Here is a 20,476-nt window from a genome sequence, read left to right on the forward strand (position 1 = left end):
TGGATGGTATACCACTAAAATATCAATATATTCATTTTCATTAATTGAATATTCCGTTAATTTTAATAAAAAATATGCTTGTGTGTTCCACATAGCAGCCTATCATTGGAAAGCTCCTAGTCTAAAACATATACAAAACTGCCGAGGTTATCTCGACAGTTTCGTCTCTTTCTTATAAACCGTATGAATCTACTTTAAAGCCTTTTTTCTTGTAATAATCAAGCGTGCCTTGATAGACGGCTCTAGCAGCTTGGTTTCTCCAATAATCGTCCTTTAATTTATCATTATCGGATTTATTGTCGATAAAGCCCATTTCTATTAAAGTAGCTGGCATGACATTTTCACGCAATACCGCAAAGTTGCCTTCTTTCACGCCTCTATCCTTCAGCTTCATGTACTCTACTAAACGAGCTTGAATGCTTTCTGCCAGCAATTTGCTATCTGCCGAGTGAGGATTGACAGCTCTCGCTGAGAACGAAGAATAATAATAGGACTCTCCACCGTCTGCATTACCATTAAATGCATTGGCATGAAGGCTGATAAAGATATCATCATTTGATTTTTTATGCTTTTTGGCATAATCCGTACGCAACTTCAAAGAGTCAGATGTAGAAATATCCTTGCCATTCGCGGTCACTTCACTGCTATCTGCACTTCTCGTCATCATGATATTCAGCGGGCTCTTATTATTAAATAACGCGCGCGCTTTTAGTCCAATATCAAGAACCGCATCCTTTTCCTTTAATCCAAATCCAATTGCTCCTGGATCATTCTGGCCATGGCCTGGATCTAGGAAAACCGTAATTCCGCCAAGTGGATCAACGTACTCTCCCCATACCCAGCCTTCAATATAGCCAGCGTGGACATATCTCCAGCCATTTTGAAGCTGATAAATGGAAACGACTGAATCCATTGGAATTGAACCGATTGTAGAGTAGCTTTTTGCCGGTCCTCTATATACATTTACATTGGCGCTAGTCGTTTCTACACCAAACTCATTGGATGGAGTAACCATTTCATTTAGAACAAATTCGCCCCACACCCAACCAGTTGTATCACCGCTCATGACTTTTTTCCAGCCATTTTGCTGTTCAAATACAGCTACTGTGTCACCTTGGTTGATTCTACCCTTTGTACCTGATGAACCATTTGCTTTATTATAGACGTTTGCGAAAGTCGTATTAGTAATTGTACCTGTCTTATGGATAGGATTGACATACGTATTCCAAACCCAGCCTTCGATGTTTCTGCCCTGTATGTACGTCCAGCCGCCTGAGTTCTGGTATACAGTTACTTTTTCGCCATTGTTCACTCTGCCCTTTATACCATTGTTCTTGCCATTGCTTTGATAGGCATTTACATAGGAAGGGTTTGTAATTTTTCCTTCGTAAGCTGTCAGATAAGACCCCTTCGAGATATTTCCATCCCAAACCCAAGCTTCCTGTCCATCCATGTAGACATGGCGCCATCCGTTCTTAAGCTCTGCCAATTTTACTGTTGTTCCATGGTTGACGGAACCTTTTGTACCGTATTTTGATCCTGCGCCTTTATATAGGTTGGCATAAGAAGTAGAAATCGTCCCTACACCAGAACTTTTAGAAACAAAATCGCCCCACACCCATGATTCTTGACCATTTGCATGGATATGTCTCCAGCCATTTTTCGATTCAAACATAACCACGCTGGTGCCCTGATTAATCCTTCCTTGCGTTCCAGTACCAGAACCCGCACCTTTATAAAGGTTAGCCCAGGCGTTATTCAGTACGCCCACTCCTGTGGATGCTTGAACATATTCGCCCCAGATCCATCCTTGATCATTTTCGCTTACTGCGTATGTCCAGCCGTTAGTTGTTTGATAATACTTGACCAACTCACCCTTGAACACTTTACCGCCAGTTATACCAAAGCTTTTCCCTGGACCTTTATACACATTCACATTATCCACTGTCACAATTCCCGTTTTTTCAGCTGCTGCTGCTTTCACACCAGAATTAGGTACCTGTGTCAGCATAGCAACGGCTAAAATAAAAGTAGCAATCACTACTTTTAAAATATTCTTCAACTCTTCCTTCTCCCTTCAATTCTTGAAATATTATGGCTGCTCATCCCATAATAGGTACAAACATAAATTTCATTATTTCAATTCGCATGTAAAATGACAAGAGTCTATCAAACTAATCTATTCATCCCGTTAGTGATATACTCTTTTAATCTTAGATTGTTCAATCCAGCCAGTATTGCCTTTGCTAGATTTCACTTGATACCACTTATTGCTTTGATCACTGACTGGGTTATTTTTACTATCCAGCACGAGCTCAACATAGCTATTGTTCGTCAGACTCTCGTTCGTTTGAGCTGAAGACTTTGCCTCGTTTTTCATATCTGTATTCGTATTATTGGCTACTTCTACACGCGCAAGGTTATGCACTTGGATATAGTCTTTGAAATATGAAAAACTGAAGAACGTCCAATAATCCTTGCCTTCATACTTAATCTTCAACCAGAAATCATTATGCTTTTCTACTAGTTCAAATGATTTCCCTTTAGGAATATTGCCTGTTCTTGCGCCTTTTTTACTTCCATATAGGTTTAATTGCTGCTTCGCTGTCACCTGAATATTGGATGGATAGACATCTTTGTTTTCAGGTACGTCCGGCATAGAGTAGCTAATAGAGTTGATCGATTCCACTTTTTGATAATGGGCGCTATCGAAAGCTCTCATATTTTTCATATGATTGGCAATCTTTTCTCCCCATAATGGATCGGTTGAATACTTAACGTTCATTCCAGATTGCTTATCCCCTAAATGAACGCCGTTGTAATAGGGTGCACTCGGAACAAGATAGCTGTATCGAACGTATGCCGCTTCATATTCAATGCCTTCATCGACTGTTTGGAAGCGAAGAGCAGCATCAAACGGTGCACTATCAAAAGCTTTCAGACCAAATAGGTTAAATTTACCATATGATAGATTGGAAGTTCCAAATGCTGACTCATGGATTGTTAATGCAGCAAGGAAATGGGCATTCACTCCATATTTATTCCCGGCATTAATAAAGGCTTGTCCTTTACCTGCGATAATACTTTTCTTGCCTGTTCTAGATTCATAGTCTTTTATATATCGATTGATTTCTTCCGCTGTTACATTAGAAGGCTTTAATAAATCCAGCGTTAAGAAGGTATTAATATATTCATCCCAAACCCAGCCTTGAATGCTCTCTGTTTGGATGTATCTCCAGCCATTATGGCCCTGATAATAGTTAACCACTGAATCCTTCGGCAATGAGCCAATTGTTCCATGTGATTTGCCTGCTGATTTATATACATTTACATTAGCAGTAAGTGGTTTAGTGCCGTTCGAATTCGGTTCAGCAATCAATTCGCCATTAACAAACTCTCCCCAAATCCAGCCAGTCACATCACCGCTCTTTATCCTTATCCAGCCATTCTGTTTTTCATATACTGCAACTGATTCACCAGCTGATACTCTGCCTTTTGTACCTGAATTGCCAGCCGCTCCATTATATATATTCGCAAAGGTTGTATTGCCAATTTTCCCTGTTGAACCTGCATGATCAGTGTATGTGCCCCATATCCAGCCCTCAAGCTTTGGCGATTGCACATAGGTCCATCCTCCAGCCACTTGAAGCATTAACACTGCCTCACCATTGCTAATCGTTCCTTTGATTCCATTGTTTTTGCCGCTGCTATGATACACATTTACGTGAGAGGGATTAGTAATCCTGCCCTCTCCTGATAATGCAAAGTTTGATTTTGCTAGATTTTCATCCCAAACCCATGCAGCTTCACCGTTTACATATACTTGACGCCAGCCGTTCTTCAGTCCCGAAAAAGCAACCGTAGTGCCCTTGGCTAAGCTTCCTTTCGTTCCGAATGCCTTACCAGCACCCTTATAAAGATTCGCATGAGAAGAAGAAATAGTTGCTACACCATTAATAGAAGAAACGAACTCTCCCCATACCCACGAATCTTGCCCATTCGCGTAAATATGTCTCCAGCCATTTTTGGACTCAAAGGTTACCACCGTTGTTCCCTGCTCTATTCTTCCATTTGTTCCAGTGGCAGAGCCTGCACCCTTGTATAGGTTTGCCCAGCTATTAGATAGGATGCCATACCCGGAAGATGCTAATACATACTCTCCCCATACCCATCCTGAGGAATTGTTTGCTTTGACATAAATCCATCCGTTAGAGGATTCATAGCTCGTTACTAACTCTCCTTGTCCAACCCTCTGACCAGTCAAACCAAAATTTTTCCCAGGACCTTTATATACATTGGCATATGAAGCGGAAGAGATCACCGCTGTTTGAGCACCCTTCGCCTGTACCGAATTCTCTCCATTAACAGTAAAAATTAACCCAATCACTAAAATACTAGCAAACATCAATACTTTTTTTAGATATTTATTCATTGCTTCCCCCTTATTTCCATAAAACAAAGCCAACAACCGAACATACCGTCTATGTATAACAAAAAGAATATTATAAACCTATTTTCCTAAATTGTTACCACCTATTTTCTATCAATATCTATTATTGATATTATTTTACCATTTGGAAGTAGGGATTAGTAGTTCTTTTAATTCAATAATACGGTTTGTTGTTGAGTATAAATGCCTATTTTATTTTTTAACGAAACCTATTAGGTTCATTAAAGGGACTCATCACTAAAATAGATTTAGAGCTTTCATTTAACCTCAATTGGTAAAGTAAGTTTCAGATCAGATAAATAAGAATGTATAATTTACCCAATGAACTAGTAACTGAATAGGTAGTAATCCTTCTAAATTGAGATAATAATAAAAAAGAAAAGCTCTGCAGAGTTTTTCTTCTACAAAGCTTTTCTAGATAATTCACTTTAAAAATATTAAAACTTAATTATTAGTTAGAAATAGAGATGTTTGAAGGAACGCTTAGTTTATTTCCAGCAGCATCTACAACATCTAGAGTATCTAACGCTTTAAAGGAAAGACCTTTTGAAAGTTTATCAGCAGTTGCTTGATCGATAGTTACAGTAACAGTAGTTGTAGCTGTTGCAGCACCTACATCAATTTTTTCTGCTAGTGCTTGTGACTTTCCTCCAACCAATACTTCAAAATCTTCAGCTGCGCCATCTGTAATAGCTTCAGAGAAAGTTAGAACAACTTTGTCAGTTGCAATCAACTTAGCAGATGTTACTGTTGGAGCAACATTTTCATTAAGCGAAACATTGTTGATGAAATAAGGATCCATTACTTTATTAGAGCCAAGAGCTTTAACATTTGCAATGTTAATGTTACGAGTTCCAGTAAATCCATTTGAGTTAGCTTTCAAGTTAAGAACTGCAACTTGAGATCCACCAGCAACTGGTTTTAATGTTACAGATTCAACCACAGCGCCATCAATTCTGTAGTTAGCTACAGTTGTTGCTGATGCACCATCAACAGGCTTGTCAAATGTAACTTCAACTTTGTTGTTATCATCACCTTGTTCTACATTACTTACACCTACAAGATCTGTATTCGCAGCTGTTCCATCTTCTCCACGAACGAATGATGTTTTAGCTGCTTCAGCAGCAACACCAGATGCACTAGCTACTCCAGCAAATGTAAGGTTTAATGAATAAGTAGCTCCCTTAACATTTTTACCTCCTAGCAATGTAGCTAGATCAACACGAACAACTTTTTTATCTGGAGATGTTTTGTAACTCACAGCACTTGGAGCTACGTCCCCATCCGCAATTGAATTTGTAACAAAGCCTTTAATATAAGAACCACTTATAGCAACAGTTGCAACAGTAAGATTTACATCTTTATCAAACGCAATTTCTAAATATTCTTTTTTATTTGTGGCATCAGTTACAACTGTAGAAGAAATTGCTTTTGGAGCTGCAGTTTCCTTAACAAAAGTTACAACTCTTGTCATATCAGTTCCATTTTCACCGCTTAAATCAGTGATGCTTTTAACTCCGATTGTTTTAACGCCATCAAGAGCAGCATCTGCAGTAACAACATACACTGTTGGATCATTATTATCTTTAGCAATCTTAGCTGTCGCTACCGCAACACCATCGATTTCAATTACTGGTTTTTCTGATAGTTCCTCAGAGAACTTAACTGCAAATGTTGTTGCACCCGTTTGAGTAATAGAAGAAACCGTTGGAGCTACTCCATCAGGGTTTCCTTTAACCATTGATACAGTTGCAGGGTTTGGCGTTAATAAGTTACCTGCTTGATCTTGCGCACCGATAAATGTAGCAATTACTTCTCTGCCTGCTGCAATGTCAGAACCAAGTGTAAATGTTACTTCTTTAGCTCCAGCTACAAAATCATGTGTAACTCCATTACCAGTACCAGCTACTACAGTTCCATTTGCTAATTTATAGCTCACATTACCTAAAGATTTAATCGGCTCTGAAAAAGATACTTTTACATTACCTGCTGAAAGTTTAGTAGTAGAAACAATAGTTGGTGCAGTAGTATCAGCTGCAACAGTAATTAATTTTGTGAACTTTTCTACCGCTTGGCCTTTAGTTGTTTTAACGTTTTTAACTTCGATATCATAACGTTTTTCAAGCACTGCAGATGATGTAACAGTTAATGTTTTGCCATCAGCACTAAATTGACCTTTAAGAGTTACGCCAGCTAGACCATCTAGAGATCTTAATGATACCGCGTTAACTTTAACATCTCCATTTGATTCTAGAACTGTATCTTTATCAATTGCTTTGTTGAATTTAATTTCAATTTGAGTAGCATTAATTGCATTAACAGCTTCTACTACTGGAACCAATTGCTCTTCATATTGAGCAAAGATCTCGTTATAGTAGCCAGTAACAAGTTTAGACAGTTCAGCTGGAACGTCCATTTTATCAAGGTTCTTTTAGCTTCTGCTAATCTTTCCCCAGCGTATTCTACATGCTTAGGATCTTTCTTAGCTTCAGCGTTATTTAACCACCAGTCAGCTTTTTCTGCGAAGTGAACAGCCCAAGCTGCATCTTTAACTAGTACTGCATGGTCTTTATAAGCTGGCTCAGTGTACCAGTTTTTAAGAGCGGATTTGTTTTCTGCTCCAAATACCTTGTCAATTTGCTTTCTAGCTGCCCAGATATCGTTGTCGAAATCGAAGTAAAGGTTGTTAAGATCTCTGATATCTTTGTATTTGCCAGTTAGGCTGCCTTTTAATGCTTCAGCAACAACTGTATCCCAATCTTTTTTGTTTAAAAGGTCGTCTCCAGCCCATCTAGCGTAGATGTATTCTTGAGCGTTTGTTACGAATTTATCGTTGTAGTTTAATTCGTCTTGTAATTTTTTCTTGTCACTGCCTTTGTAAGCGTTAAGAACTTTTTGAGCTTTTGCTTTTTCAGCTTTAGCTTCGTCGATTAATTTCTTAACTGTGCTAGCCCATACTGGTTCTTTTGTTGGGTTTTCTCCAGTTTTTGATAATTCTTTGAATGGAAGCCACATTTTCCATTTTGCATATTCTACTGCTTTTGAAGCCTCAGATTGTGTTGCTGCTTGAGTTACTGCAGGTGCTACTGCAGCAAATGATGACGCTGCGATCGCTGTTGCTGCTGCAACCTTAATTGCTTTCTTTTTAGCCATTTTCGTATTTCCCCTTTCAATATTGGAAGTGATTCATTGGACTCAGGTTTGTTTGCCTTTTTGCTTATCCAACGACTTACTAACTTATTACCTATAAATTTATCAATCCGATTCTACCGAACTATGCAGTATAAAAGATATACAATATAGGATCTATTGGATTAATTACCAAATCATTCTTACAGAACTATAACAATACATATTTCTACTAAATTCTAGCTTTTTTATGATTTTTTTTACTATATTAAAAGAAATATTTTACATTTAGTGATTCATATTATTCAATATTATAGTAAAATATGTATCTTCCTAGTATTTCGATACAATAATATTTGGTAATATTTTATATTATACGGTGATATAAGTAGTGGTTATATATGATTAAATATAGTGTTTTCCTTAAATTGTCACCCTATCAAATGAATCGGTACAATTGGACCTATATGATATACCGATATATTATTAGAATATTTTGATTTATAGATTCGATTGTTCTATTATAAGAATAGATATTATTTCCATACCTATTCTTCTTAAATTGTTAGCGGGGGGATCTCATTGAGAGAGAAGAAAAAGAAACGGACTTGGCCAAAAGTCATATTTATTCTATTGGCGTTAGTAATTATCGCGAGTGGAGGTTACCTTTTTACTGTGTATAAGTCCTTCACAAACACGATGGAAACGATGCATCAACCAATTGACCGTGAAAAGTCCGAAAAGAGAGCAGAGCAAATTACATTAAAAGAGAAAGAGCCGTTTTCCGTGCTTTTGCTTGGGGTTGATGAGCGAGAAGGAGACAAAGGACGATCAGATACAATGATTGTTTTAACAGTGAATCCAAATGATAACAATATCAATATGTTAAGCATTCCTCGCGATACGAGAACCGAGATCATAGGGAGAGATTTTGAAGATAAGATTAACCATGCATATGCTTTTGGCAATGAAGAAATGGCCATTGCTACGGTTGAGAACTTTTTGGACATTCCCATAGATTATTTCGTTAGAGTCAATATGGAAGGTTTTAAGGATATAGTTGATGCAGTCGGCGGGGTTGATGTGAACAGCTCGATCGCTTTCACATTAGATGGTTATCAATTCAAGCAGGGAATCAATTCATTAGACGGAGATGAAGCTCTCTCATTTGTTAGGATGCGGAAGGAAGACCCTAACGGTGATTTCGGCCGTCAAGAACGACAGCGGCAGATTATCCAGGCTGTCATTAAAAAAGGTATCAGCTTTAATTCACTCACCAACTTTGATAACATTTTCGATGCACTCGGAAAAAATGTGAGAACCAATTTAACTTTTAATGAGATGAAAGATATTCAACAAAATTATAAACAGGCATCCAGCCATGTTGAGCAAATATCCATCGCAGGAAGCGGCCAAACGATTGATGGAATCTGGTATTTAATCGTGGATGAACAGGAACGAACACGTATTCAAGATACGTTGCAGGGGCATTTGAGCCTTAAATAAATGCCCTTAGAATTCGGAGGTTTAGTCCTCCGTTTTTTATGTCTATTTTCTCATAACCTAATAATCAGTTCATTTCAATTACTTTTTTACACAAAAGATAGGTACATAGTATTATTATAGAAGAAATATATTACACACATAGCGTTTTATTAAAAATTCACGGATGAAGAAGGTGCTTTCTTTGAGCTTTAAGGGTCTGATTTGCCTTTTAAAAAGAAAGCATAAATACAGTTACTATACTGACAAATGTGTGAGATGCGGCAAGAAGAGAAGAAGGTAGTTTAATTTAAATATCATCCTTTTCTAGCTAATGATCTGATTAGCTATTTTTTTATGATAAATATGATAATGTTCTTCATTTCCCCCATCATCGCTTATTTTCTCCTCTATGATTTAACAAAACCGCTGTTATTCTGTCCGAACCCAATTCATTTTTAAAGATTTTCATTATTTGAAGAAAGGATCACTCAGATAATAGAGTAAAGGTACCCGGGAATAAAATGGTTAGCGCGCTTTCCTTAAGGGGAAGGTTATGGAAACGTTTGAACAGCTGGTAAAGCAGTACGAAGCAATGATTTATAAGATCATGCACACCCTTCATATTTATAAGAATGAAGAGGAGTTTTATCAAGTGGGTTTAATTGCACTATGGGAGGCATGGTTAAACTATGATGAACGGAAAGGACATCGGTTTATAAGCTACGCCTATTCCTTCGTACGAGGGCGCCTTCTGAATGAATTGACAAGGATGAATAAATATATTGAAAGAAACGTTCATGCGAAAGATGATTTTTGGTTAATGTTAATCGATCAAACGACAGATTCCTCCTTGGATCATATGACGCTTTACTCTTATTGTGACTCGTTGACAGAAAGACAATCGAAATGGGTGGTCTATACTTTTCTGTTTGATTTATCTATTGCAGAGATTGCTTTATTAGAGAATGTTTCCATCGCGGCTGTTAAACAGTGGCGACAAGGGGCAAGGGAAAGATTGAAGAGAAAACTCCTGCCAATCTTGAATCAATAAGAAACGATGCGTTTAGTCCTATGTGGCTGAGCGCATTTTATCAAAGTTAAATATCTTATATCTTTCCATACAAAAAGCAGCCCTCATCGATCAATTGAGGTGCTGCTCACATTCAATTACTTTTTCGATTTAGACTCCCAAAGCCCTATTCTTCTCGGATCAGCCGCCCCATCTATCGAAAAGTCATGCTTATTTAATGATAATGCCTGGACACTGCCAAAGTATGAAGCTGAATGATTCAAGATTACGTTATAGCCCTCTTCCTGCAATCCTGAATACGTATCTTTCTCAAATTTCGACTCCATTTGTATTTCTTTATTCTCCATGTAAAAACGTGGACGTTCCACTGCTTCTTGAAGAGAATCGCCCCATAATAAATGATAGAGAAGCGTTTGCGTGATGACAGCCGGTATGCGCCTGCCTCCCGGCGATCCTATTCCAATAATTTCATCCTCATTCATTAGAATGGTCGGCGAGATGAAACTGCGCGGGCGCTTGCCTGGTTCAAAGCTATTCGGGCTTTTCTTGTTCTTACTATAATTAGTCAGCGCATTATTAAGGAAAAACCCTTCCTTCATATATTCGCCTGTCCCGAAGAAATTCCCCAATGAGTTGGTAGCTGAAACCGTCATGCCGTCCTTATCCATAATGACAAAATGTGTGGTATGGGCATAGTCTTTCATTTCAGCCTCTGTATCGTTCACCTGGCTGCTTGAGAAAATATCCTTCAGTTCATGTTCCTTCAAGAGCTGCCTCGAATATTCTTTGCTTGTCAATTCATCCATATCGATATCGGTATAGTCCAAGTCGCCAATATTATATAATCTTTCTTCATATGCTATTTTCGACATCTCGCCAACCGCTTGAATAAAATCGACTTCGTTATCAAGCTTGCGATCCTCCAGCACTTCCTCTGTCATTTGCAAGGTCTGTATAACTGACAAGCCTGAGAAAGGAGGAGCAGCTGACCAGACATCGTATCCCATGAACTCGCCTTTAATGGCTTCCATTCTTTGCGATGTATATTTGCCAAAATCACTGCGTTCAAACTCAACATGCTGATCTGCAAATGAATCCGTCAATGCTCCATGATAAAAGGCCTCAACGCCTTCATCCCTTATTATCCTTAGCGTTTCTGCCAATTCCTTTTGTACGAGCTTGTCGCCTTCCTCTATTGGACGGCCATCTATGAAAAATGGAGTCGCCTCGCTTTTATCAATTCTGCTTTTTAATGCCGTTTTTAAGCGATACTCCAATTCACTATCGACTTCAATACCCTCTTCAGCAAGCGGAATAATATGGTTCATGATCGATTCAAAAGGCAAATCGCCTTCCGCTTGATGAATTTCCTCCATTCCTTTAACAAACCCAGGTATCCCTGACTCTGTTTTCAGTTTCTTAGAGGATAATGGAGCGATTTCGCGATATTGCTGCAAAAACGGTGTTTCTCCCTCTTTATATACAAGCATCTCACCGCCACCGCCAAGACCTGAGGCATATGGCTCAACTACAGCAAGGGCATAAGAAACAGCTACTGCTGCATCCACTGCATTGCCTCCTTCATCGAGCACCTTTAATCCAACTTCAACTGCAAGCGGGTGGCTGGCACTGACGGCATATTCACGATCTTCTTCTGATACTTTATTTTGTAAACGTATATCCAAGTTACTATTCCTTTCTTCTTTCAAAGCCCAATTGACACAAACAGCAATAAAGATAACAACCAATGATACGAAAATAATGAATTGATTCTTTTTTTTCATTGGCACTCCTTTATTTCGACAAGAGCGCTAGCGTCACTCTTGAAGGATTAATGATTAACTATTTCATTACTCTCTTCTACTTCTATCTTTAATAATTGACTATTAATTTCCGCTCTTTCATCCTCACTCAATGTGTCCGTCTGACTCACACCGACTACGATAAAAAAAATAGAGAAAACAAAAATATAAGGTAATAATCTTTTAAACAAGCTTTTCATGCTTACTATTCCCCTTTTTCATTATCTAAATTCTGATCCACAGTAAATACAAGCTGATTATCTTTATACTCCCAATCTACGTTGAGATCTCTAGTTAATTGGCGTTTGATTGACCATTCCGCAAGCTTGTCCCAATTATTTAATGGAGCTGGTGTCGCTTCACGTATTTTCATTGGCGTAATCTCAAACCTTGTTTCACCTGATTCAAGCAGATGGAATTGAACGAGGGCTGTTTCTCTCGTTCTTGTCCAGCCTTGGTCAAATATGAAATTGCCGAGACTATAAAAAATAACTGAATCATTATAAACTTCTACTGTTTCAAGGACATGTGGATGATGTCCGATAATGATATCCGCTCCAGCATCAGATAATGCCCGAGCTAATTCTTGTTGACGTTCACTCGCCCGGCTATTGTATTCATTCCCCCAATGCGCATGGACAAGGACCAGGTCAGCATTAGCTTTTGCTTCTGCAGTAAGGGGAATAAAGGTATCTGGAGTGAAATCAAGAATTCCTCCACTGTTATGATCCGCCTTGACCTGCTCTCCTGTTAAATCAGAAAAACTGAGTGTAGCCAACGTCCTTCCATTAATCTCTTGATAGGAAATCCGATTGGATGCATCTTCTATATTATTCCCCGCACCGACTGCATCAATGTTTTTCTCATCCAATACAGCTAACGTATCTGCCAGTGCTTGTTCACCAAAATCCATCATATGATTATTTGCAAGCGCAACAGCATTGAACCCAGCTCCTGCTAATCCATCCACGGACGCATGATCCGTTTTTAAGGCGATTGATTTGCCTTCGCGTGGTTCAACCTCTCGTTCGGTTGCTGGGTTTTCATAATTTCCTGTTACATAATCTGACTCGTTAAAGAACGGTTGAGTATAACGGAATAAATGATTATATCCATGTCTATCTGTGATTTCATCGACATATCTCCCAGTCATGACATCCCCCACAATAGAACCAGTTAAAACGGCATCATTTGCCGGCTTAACTTGTGCCACTTTTCTAGTGTCAATGGTATATGAAAGGACAAACACAATAAGCAGGATAGGGAAAAGAATCAAGAGATGAATATGGATTCGCTTTTTTTGGCTTTTTAAAAATTTGAGGAGCTTTTCGTGAAACGTTAAGTCTCGCCCCTCATTTGTTTGATTATTCATCAATGACACCCCATTTTAAAAAAGATAATACACATACATAATTCCAAATGTTGCTCCGCTTAAAAGTAATGTACTTCCAATGGTTAATGTAACTCCTTGTTTTTGAATCGTATTCGCAATCAGTCCTGGGACAATAACACCTAATCCCCTGAATTCATAAATTTCAAAGGGCAGAACTGGATAGAAATAATCCAAAATCAACTTCAAACATATGCCTGTGACCAGCATCGCTGCAAACTTGCGCCTGCCATATAAAATGACAAAACGGGAAACGCCGTATTTTACAATGACATAGGTTAATAGACTAACAATTAATATGAGAAGAACGAATATCGGCTGGTTAAACACAAGTGCCATATACCCTGGTACAACAAGACCCGCTGGCATGATGCCAAACTTCTCAGCAAATAATAAACTCAATAAAACTCCTAATATTAATGAAATATATAAATCATCACCAAACATTTCACAAAACGCTCCTTATTAACTAACTAGTTGCTTTATCTTCATTGTTTTCATCGCTTCTATTAGCGGCTCAGCAGCACCGTGTATATTTCCTACACCATATAAAGTTGAGCCTTCCATTTGCTCTTCTAGTTCGTCGAGAATCGCTTCTGTCGAATATCCTTCTAAGTTTTTAATATTCTCAGCTGGAATGATCTCATTATGATAAGCTCGAACAATCGGTTCAGTTGTTTCACCGATTAATACTAATGTTTTCATATTGATATAAGGCAGTACGTCACGCGCAAACTGTTCTGTTCGATCCACGCGATCGGCCCGACAATTCATAATCACAACCGGCTCCTCTGTTGGATAGCCTACTTCTTGTACTCGTTTCCATATATTAAGCGTTGAAGAAGCATCATTTGCCGCAAATCCATTCACAAAATAAGAAGGAGTTGTACCATTCCCTATCGGTGATATCCGCATAGCCCCAGGATCTGGCGGTGCATTCAGCATCCCTTGCATCGCTGTCTTCTCATCTATACCAATCGCTTCTGCAACTGCCAAGGCAAGTGAAGCATTATCTGGAAAGACCATATAATCAAATTGTTTTAGGAAGGCCTCAGATATTTTATTATTATCAGCTACAATTACCTTCGTATTTCTTTCCTCTGCCACTTTTTCATAATATGTACGGAATGAATCATCAGTTATAATTAAAAAACCATTATGAGGGATTGTTGCTGTAAAAGCTTCAGCCACCTCATCTAATGTAGGGCCCATCACATCCATATGATCTTCAAGTACATTTACAATGACACCAATATTCGCTTGCAGCAGCTCCTCTTGAAATGTAATTTGATAGTCAGGGTTGACCGCCATACATTCACTCACGAGCGCTTCCGCTCCAAGATCGACCGCTTCGTTGATGACTTCCTTTTGTTCTCCAATATTCGGACCTTGTGGTTTTCTAATAATCGGCTTTTCTTCCGGCGTGTTCCAATAAATCATTCTTGCATCCGTCCCAGTCGTTTTACCGACTGTTTTAAGTCCCGCCTCGAATAATATTCCTGTAATTAATCGAGTAACAGTCGACTTCCCTCTGATTCCGTTAATATTCACACGCACTTTTAAAGAATCGAGTCTTTTCTTATGTCTCTGCTTTTCGATAACCCCTGCCACAATTAAAATGACGCAGGAACTGACAATGAGCCACATATACTTTCCTCCTCATATTTTATTCACGAACAAACACACGATTAATATACTAATATATAAATATTTCACCTATATAACAGTGGAATTAAACTTCTTTACTAATAAATGTCTATAAGTGCAGAATGCTTTTATGTGATAAAATTTTAAAAAAGGTATCATTTAGCCTAATCACACTCACATTTTGCAAAATAAATAATCATTTTATCCTAATGAATCATTTTTATAGAATTGGTTACTGCATATATTTTTTTAAAAAAAGTTTCTTCTAGTTATTATGTAACGTCAAAATTGTAGTTTCTTTGAAATAAGAGTAATGCTCAAATAATGTAACTGATAATGATATGGTATTTTCTATTAACTTTCTAAGGTATGGTTCTAACAGTATGGAATGTGTTTTTTAATAGTGAATATGGTAGGGAGAGACTAGCGATTGTTTTGGAAAATATAATAATCTCATTGGGTAGCTTGGAGTAGTTTAAAATTAAAAAGCATTTTTCAATCAAAAGTTTGATTGAAAAATGCTTTTAAGTCCATCTTATAATGTTTAACAATTAGTTGATAGTAACCGTCGTCAAATCAAACATTCTTGATTTCCTGCCCAGCCATATTAATAATAGAACCTGGTTCCTTTCTGGATTTTGCAATTATTAAACTAACAATAAAACCAAGGATTCCTGTAGCAATCCATCCCGCTCCATTTTCAAATAATGGGATAAATCCCAAAGCATTGTTCAATGATTCTGTACCGATTCCTGCATCTTTTAGTGCATCAAGAATGGCCACAATTCCTACACCTATCATTGTACCGATATAGATAGTTTGATGCCGTTGAATAGATTATTTGTAAAGATTAGTACAATAAGCGCGATAGCTAATGGATAAAGTAATAATAAAATTGGAGAGGCTAGATTTAAGATTGTGTTTAGACCAAAGTTAGTGATTACTAAGCTGATAGCAGAGAAAATAATCAGCCATTTTTTATATGAAATGGAAGGAACGATACGTTCAAAGTACTCTGATACTGCTGCCAGACAGGCAACATTTGTTGTGATTCCTGTTAAGAAGATGACAAGCCCAATCAAGTAGATGCCCGATTGACCGAATAACGCTTTTGCACTTTGCGCTAAAACTGCCCCGCCATTCTCTTGATAGCCAATTGCATCCACGCTTGATGCACCGATCCAGGCCATTGAAAGCTGTAAAGCAATTAAGCCAATGATGGTGATAACACCTGATTTAATAAATAGCTTGGACACTTCTTTCTTGGATGTAATACCGACTGAGCTAATTGATTTAATGAATATGCCACCGAATACAAAGGCAGCTAAAACATCCATTGTATAGTAACCTTGTGTGAAACCTTTGAGGAAAACATCTGACAAATAGCTTTCCTGTGGTTCACGAATTGTTCCCATTGGAGTAAAAATAGATTTTGCAATCAAAATAAGAAGTAAAATTCCGAAAATTGGGGTGATTAATTTTCCTAATCGGTCAATGAATTTTGTAGTATTCCATGACAGATAAATCGTTAATACGATAAAAGTGAAGGAAAATAGCAAAAGTATGAAACCTGCATTTACTTGTTCGGAAAGAAGCGGATTCACACCAATTTCAAAAACAACGGATGTTGTCCTCGGAATTACGTAAATCGGTCCTAGTGTTAAGAATAGGAGTATGGAAAAGACTAAAGCAAAAACAGGATGTACTCTACCAGCCAATTTTTCAACCGTTCCCCCTCCTCTTGTCAAAGCAATAATCGCAAGCAGCACTAAGCCTACTCCAGTAATTAAAAAACCGCCCATCGCAATCCACACATTCGTCCCTGCTTCTTGACCGACCATTGGGGCAAAGATGACATTTCCAGCTCCTAAAAACATCGCAAAGAGCATGAACCCTATTGCCAGTACCTGTGAAAACGGTAATGTTTTTTCCATCTAGCTTCTCTCCCTTCCTATTCCTCTGACTTTTTCCGTTGCTTGCTCAGTCTTCCAAGAATGAAAGCACCTGCTCCCAAACCTATTAAAGTATTTGTTTTCTTATTGAATAATTGCTTGCTGACAAGCTGGAGATTTTGTGGACGCTCAGCCAATCTGCGCATGAAATATCCATACCAGTCATGTCCAAAAGGTACATATGTACAGAAATTATAGCCTTCACTAGCCAGCTTTAATTGCAGGTCTTTTCTGAAGCCATATAGCATTTGGAACTCGAATTTATCATTTGAAATATTATTTTCCCTCACAAACTTCTTCACATGATTAATTACATGATGATCATGTGTAGCAATCGAGGTAAACTTTCCATTAAGCAGGTGATATTCTATTAATTTTAAATAGTTTTTATCGATATCATTTTTTCCCTGATATGCTAAATTTTCAGGCTCCTTATAGGCACCTTTTACGATTCTTAATCGAAAATCCTTATACTTTTCAATGATTTCATCGGATTGATAAAAATAAGCTTGGATGACTGTGCCGATATTATCGTATTCCTTTGAAAGCTCATCAATAAGGTCGAACGATGGCTGTAAATGTCCATAATCCTCCATATCAAAATTAATGAATATATCATAATGATGTGCAGCGTGAACAATTTCCCGTAAATTTCCAAGACAAAAATGAGCATCTATATCTAATCCAAGCTGTGTCGGTTTTAATGAGATATGAGCATCCACACCATTTTCATGAATGGCTTCGATTACATGAAGTATTTGCTCTTTCGCTTCAAGTGCCTCTGACTTTTCAAAAACAAATTCTCCTAAATTATCAATGGTTGCTGAAATGCCCTGACTATTCAATTCTTGTACACTTCTAATCATTTCAGGAATGTTCGTGCCGGCAACGACAGTTTGAGCTCCGAGCTGCAGCCCCCATCGCTTTGCCCCTTTAGTAAGCAATTTATTTTGAGATAATGTGATAAAAAAGTCCTTCGTTAAATTCATTGCAAATGCCTCCATTCACCAGTTTTTTAAAATATTATGCTAGTAAAAACCCTTCTTTATAAGGATCTGTTTCATCTAATAGGAACTTGTGAATACCTGTTATCCATGCTGATCCAGTTATTTTTGGCACCACTGCTTGGTAATCACCGACTTTGGAGTAGTTGACAATTGTTCCTTTAAATTTTGAACCGATGATGCTTTCTTGAATAATAGATTCTCCCAGCGCAAGATTCAATGTGGATAGCTTGGCGCATGTCCCTGTTCCGCAAGGAGAGCGATCAATCTGCCCATTTCCAAAGACAACGACATTTTTATAATGGTTCTTTTCCTTCTGCAAGCTAAACTCTACTAAATCAACCGTATTAATTTCCGGAATTTCTGGATGCTGTATTGATAATTGCTCATTCACGCCTTCACGTATAGCCATGCCAAGAGAAGTCAGCTTATCCTTTTCTTCTGTGTTCAGCAATAACTGAAATTGCCGGGCATCTGCGATAGCAAAGAAGCTTCCGCCAAAAGCAATATCAACCATCACAGTTCCAACTCCATTTACTTCAATCTCCGCATTCTTCTTATATATGAATGCGGGTACATTAATAAATGAAACATCTTTCACCTTGCAATTCTCATAGGTTACATGACATTCGACAATACCAGAGGGTGTATCAAACATAACCTTTTCCTTTTGAGCAATCATGCCTTGATTAATCGCAATGGTCACTGAAGCAATCGTTCCATGGCCACACATATTCAAGTAACCGCCGCTATCCATAAATAAAAGACCTAGGTCACATCCCTCATTGCATGGCTCTGTAAAAATGGCACCAAACATATTTAGATGCCCTCTTGGCTCGTGAATTAACAGCTTTCTTATATGGTCCATATGCGCTTGAAGGTACTTTTTCTTTTCCATCATTGTTTTTCCGTGGATTTCAGGAAGCCCTTCAACAACAATTCTTGCCGCCTCCCCCATTGTATGGGAATCGATTGTTGAAATATATTGATTTTGAGATAGCATAAATTTGACCCTCACTTCCATTTGAACTGCCTTTTCTATAAATAATGCAAGGAGTGTGCCAACTCAGATAACCACGCTTTCAAAAGGATTTAGTTTACATCATTGTTAATTAACTGTTCAAAAAGTTTACAATAGTGTAAATTCAATATATACAACTTTTCACTTTTAGGGAGGCAACTATGAATCTACCTTCAGGCAAGCACGCACTTCTCTACTTACAGACACTCATCGAAACAAGCTCAGATGGTATCACCATTATAGATGCATCTGGTCAAGTGCAGTATTGGAATTCTCATGCTGAGAGAATTTATGGCATTCCTTTTAAAAAAATCAAAGGGAACTATATTAATGATTTTTTTAAAGAAGAGGATTTAATGCTGCTGCAGATTCTGAAAACGAAGGAACCCGTCTTTAACGTTTATCATCAGCCGAGGCCGGATAAGCATGTCCTTATCAGTTCTTCTCCTATCTTAGATGAACAACATGATCAATTAATTGGTGCCATCTCGATTGATCATGATATAACCCATATTGTGAAACTAAACGAAAAATTAACCTTAACATCAGCACAATTGCAAAAAATGAAGCAAAGTGTCCAAGTGATGGAATATACAGGACCGTTTTCTGATTTAAAAGGGAAAAGTCCAGCAATCCAAAAAGCAAAGGAATTTGCTTTAAAGGTAGCAAGCACAGAGGCAACCGTGCTTATACAAGGGGAAAGTGGTGTAGGTAAGGAACTTTTCTCACAAGGAATACATGATGGAAGCTTAAGAAGCAGCGAACCGTTTATCCCAGTCAATTGCGGTGCAATTCCAGAGGCACTTTTTGAAAGTGAGTTTTTTGGATATGAAAGGGGCTCCTTTACAGGAGCTCATAAGGAAGGCAAACCAGGAAAAATCGAACTGGCCCATAAAGGGTCTTTATTTTTAGATGAAATCGGTATTCTTCCCCTTGATATGCAAGCAAAGCTTTTGAGGGTGCTCCAAGAAAGGGAAGTATTTCGCATTGGGGGCAGCCAGGCGAAAAAAGTCGATATTCGCATTATTGCGGCTACTAATAGTGATTTAGAAGATATGGTGCAAAAAGGACTGTTCCGTGAGGATCTATACTATCGATTAAATGTGGTCACATTAAAAATTCCGCCTTTACGTGACAGAAATGATGATATCCCTTTATTAGTTCAGAGTTTTGCAGACGAATTCTCTATAAAATATAAAAAGCAAGCGGTTAAGCTTCATACAAGCGCCATCAATATGTATACAAGCTATGATTGGCCAGGTAATATAAGAGAACTTAAAAATGTGGTTGAAAGAATGATTATCTTTAATGAACAACCAACGGTACATGCCAATAATTTATCCGAGATTTTTCCTTATATAAAGGACCGACGTATTCCTAAAGAAGGGTTAGCGCATGAAAAAGCACTTTTCGAAAAGGAAAAAATAACTGATATGCTGCAGCAAACACATGGTAACAAAAGTGCAGCAGCTAAAAAGTTAGGCATATCAAGAGTAAGTCTCTACAAAAAGCTGAAGGAGTATCATATTGAAATGGATTTTACCTAATAAGTAAAAAAACAGAAAT

The 20,476-nt window shown here is 38.0% G+C and carries 14 protein-coding genes and 1 pseudogene; 3 read left to right on the forward strand and 12 right to left on the reverse strand.

Annotated elements, in window-relative coordinates; translation table 11 throughout:
* Nucleotides 1–172 precede the first annotated feature (172 nt).
* From J2S17_RS04840 to J2S17_RS04855, 4 genes are all read right to left on the reverse strand, one after another.
* Nucleotides 173–2,062 carry an N-acetylmuramoyl-L-alanine amidase family protein gene (locus J2S17_RS04840; RefSeq protein ID WP_307472461.1) on the reverse strand — a complete coding sequence of 630 codons (1,890 nt, stop codon included), beginning with the start codon at nucleotides 2,060–2,062 and terminating at the stop codon, nucleotides 173–175.
* A 129-nt stretch (nucleotides 2,063–2,191) separates the two neighbouring features.
* Nucleotides 2,192–4,432, reverse strand: coding sequence for an SH3 domain-containing protein (locus tag J2S17_RS04845; protein ID WP_307472463.1), 2,241 nt, complete (start codon nucleotides 4,430–4,432; stop codon nucleotides 2,192–2,194).
* 469 nt (nucleotides 4,433–4,901) lie between these two features.
* The gene (locus tag J2S17_RS04850) at nucleotides 4,902–6,866 is read right to left on the reverse strand and encodes an Ig-like domain-containing domain (RefSeq protein ID WP_307472467.1); all 1,965 of its coding nucleotides are present in this window, start codon (nucleotides 6,864–6,866) and stop codon (nucleotides 4,902–4,904) included.
* A complete protein-coding gene (locus J2S17_RS04855) occupies nucleotides 6,779–7,603 on the reverse strand; it encodes a hypothetical protein (RefSeq protein ID WP_307472469.1) in 825 nt (274 codons plus the stop codon). The genes J2S17_RS04850 and J2S17_RS04855 overlap by 88 nt, the downstream gene beginning before the upstream one ends.
* 552 nt (nucleotides 7,604–8,155) lie before the next feature.
* Between J2S17_RS04855 and tagU the strand changes: the two genes are divergently transcribed.
* Together tagU and J2S17_RS04865 are read left to right on the forward strand one after the other, a co-directional pair.
* Nucleotides 8,156–9,085, forward strand: a complete 930-nt coding sequence (gene tagU / locus J2S17_RS04860) for a polyisoprenyl-teichoic acid--peptidoglycan teichoic acid transferase TagU (RefSeq protein WP_307472743.1) — start codon at nucleotides 8,156–8,158, stop codon at nucleotides 9,083–9,085.
* Nucleotides 9,086–9,617: 532 nt separating this feature from the next.
* The gene (locus J2S17_RS04865; RefSeq protein WP_307472470.1) at nucleotides 9,618–10,115 is read left to right on the forward strand and encodes a sigma-70 family RNA polymerase sigma factor; all 498 of its coding nucleotides are present in this window, start codon (nucleotides 9,618–9,620) and stop codon (nucleotides 10,113–10,115) included.
* Nucleotides 10,116–10,231: 116 nt separating this feature from the next.
* Here J2S17_RS04865 and J2S17_RS04870 read toward each other — a convergent pair whose 3' ends face one another.
* The 8 genes and pseudogenes from J2S17_RS04870 to J2S17_RS04905 all read right to left on the reverse strand — a co-directional run bounded on the left by J2S17_RS04870 (nucleotide 10,232) and on the right by J2S17_RS04905 (nucleotide 18,892).
* Entirely contained in the window at nucleotides 10,232–11,878 is a 1,647-nt protein-coding gene (locus J2S17_RS04870; RefSeq protein WP_307472472.1) for a gamma-glutamyltransferase family protein, read from the reverse strand.
* Between the two features lie 47 nt (nucleotides 11,879–11,925).
* A complete protein-coding gene (locus J2S17_RS29075) occupies nucleotides 11,926–12,096 on the reverse strand; it encodes a hypothetical protein (RefSeq protein WP_503128665.1) in 171 nt (56 codons plus the stop codon).
* A gap of 5 nt (nucleotides 12,097–12,101) precedes the next feature.
* Nucleotides 12,102–13,268, reverse strand: coding sequence for a CapA family protein (locus J2S17_RS04875; protein WP_307472474.1), 1,167 nt, complete (start codon nucleotides 13,266–13,268; stop codon nucleotides 12,102–12,104).
* Between the two features lie 15 nt (nucleotides 13,269–13,283).
* Nucleotides 13,284–13,733, reverse strand: coding sequence for a poly-gamma-glutamate biosynthesis protein PgsC (gene pgsC, locus J2S17_RS04880; protein ID WP_307472476.1), 450 nt, complete (start codon nucleotides 13,731–13,733; stop codon nucleotides 13,284–13,286).
* Nucleotides 13,734–13,751: 18 nt separating this feature from the next.
* Nucleotides 13,752–14,933: a poly-gamma-glutamate synthase PgsB gene (pgsB, locus tag J2S17_RS04885; RefSeq protein ID WP_307472478.1), complete on the reverse strand. Its 1,182-nt coding sequence runs from the start codon at nucleotides 14,931–14,933 to the stop codon at nucleotides 13,752–13,754.
* A gap of 576 nt (nucleotides 14,934–15,509) precedes the next feature.
* Nucleotides 15,510–16,867 (reverse strand): annotated as a pseudogene (gene brnQ, locus J2S17_RS04895) (branched-chain amino acid transport system II carrier protein).
* 17 nt (nucleotides 16,868–16,884) lie between these two features.
* Nucleotides 16,885–17,874, reverse strand: a complete 990-nt coding sequence (locus J2S17_RS04900; RefSeq protein WP_307472484.1) for a proline dehydrogenase family protein — start codon at nucleotides 17,872–17,874, stop codon at nucleotides 16,885–16,887.
* 34 nt (nucleotides 17,875–17,908) lie between these two features.
* Nucleotides 17,909–18,892: a proline racemase family protein gene (locus J2S17_RS04905; RefSeq protein ID WP_307472486.1), complete on the reverse strand. Its 984-nt coding sequence runs from the start codon at nucleotides 18,890–18,892 to the stop codon at nucleotides 17,909–17,911.
* Nucleotides 18,893–19,071: 179 nt separating this feature from the next.
* Here J2S17_RS04905 and J2S17_RS04910 point away from each other — a divergent pair, with 179 nt between their 5' ends.
* Entirely contained in the window at nucleotides 19,072–20,457 is a 1,386-nt protein-coding gene (locus J2S17_RS04910; protein ID WP_307472489.1) for a sigma-54 interaction domain-containing protein, read from the forward strand.
* Nucleotides 20,458–20,476: the final 19 nt, after the last annotated feature.

This window comes from Cytobacillus purgationiresistens, assembly GCF_030813235.1.
In the GTDB taxonomy this organism is placed as follows: Bacteria; Bacillota; Bacilli; order Bacillales; family Cytobacillaceae; genus Cytobacillus; species Cytobacillus purgationiresistens.

Bases quoted from the DNA above. Each gene is read 5' to 3' on its own strand.
- J2S17_RS04875 (WP_307472474.1), bottom strand. From the start codon at position 13,268: ATGAATAATCAAACAAATGAGGGGCGAGACTTAACGTTTCACGAAAAG.
- J2S17_RS04855 (WP_307472469.1), bottom strand. From the start codon at position 7,603: ATGGCTAAAAAGAAAGCAATTAAGGTTGCAGCAGCAACAGCGATCGCA.
- pgsB (WP_307472478.1), bottom strand. From the start codon at position 14,933: ATGTGGCTCATTGTCAGTTCCTGCGTCATTTTAATTGTGGCAGGGGTT.
- J2S17_RS29075 (WP_503128665.1), bottom strand. From the start codon at position 12,096: ATGAAAAGCTTGTTTAAAAGATTATTACCTTATATTTTTGTTTTCTCT.
- J2S17_RS04870 (WP_307472472.1), bottom strand. From the start codon at position 11,878: ATGAAAAAAAAGAATCAATTCATTATTTTCGTATCATTGGTTGTTATC.
- J2S17_RS04910 (WP_307472489.1), top strand. From the start codon at position 19,072: ATGAATCTACCTTCAGGCAAGCACGCACTTCTCTACTTACAGACACTC.
- pgsC (WP_307472476.1), bottom strand. From the start codon at position 13,733: ATGTTTGGTGATGATTTATATATTTCATTAATATTAGGAGTTTTATTG.
- J2S17_RS04845 (WP_307472463.1), bottom strand. From the start codon at position 4,432: ATGAATAAATATCTAAAAAAAGTATTGATGTTTGCTAGTATTTTAGTG.
- J2S17_RS04865 (WP_307472470.1), top strand. From the start codon at position 9,618: ATGGAAACGTTTGAACAGCTGGTAAAGCAGTACGAAGCAATGATTTAT.
- J2S17_RS04900 (WP_307472484.1), bottom strand. From the start codon at position 17,874: ATGAATTTAACGAAGGACTTTTTTATCACATTATCTCAAAATAAATTG.
- J2S17_RS04850 (WP_307472467.1), bottom strand. From the start codon at position 6,866: ATGGACGTTCCAGCTGAACTGTCTAAACTTGTTACTGGCTACTATAAC.
- J2S17_RS04905 (WP_307472486.1), bottom strand. From the start codon at position 18,892: ATGCTATCTCAAAATCAATATATTTCAACAATCGATTCCCATACAATG.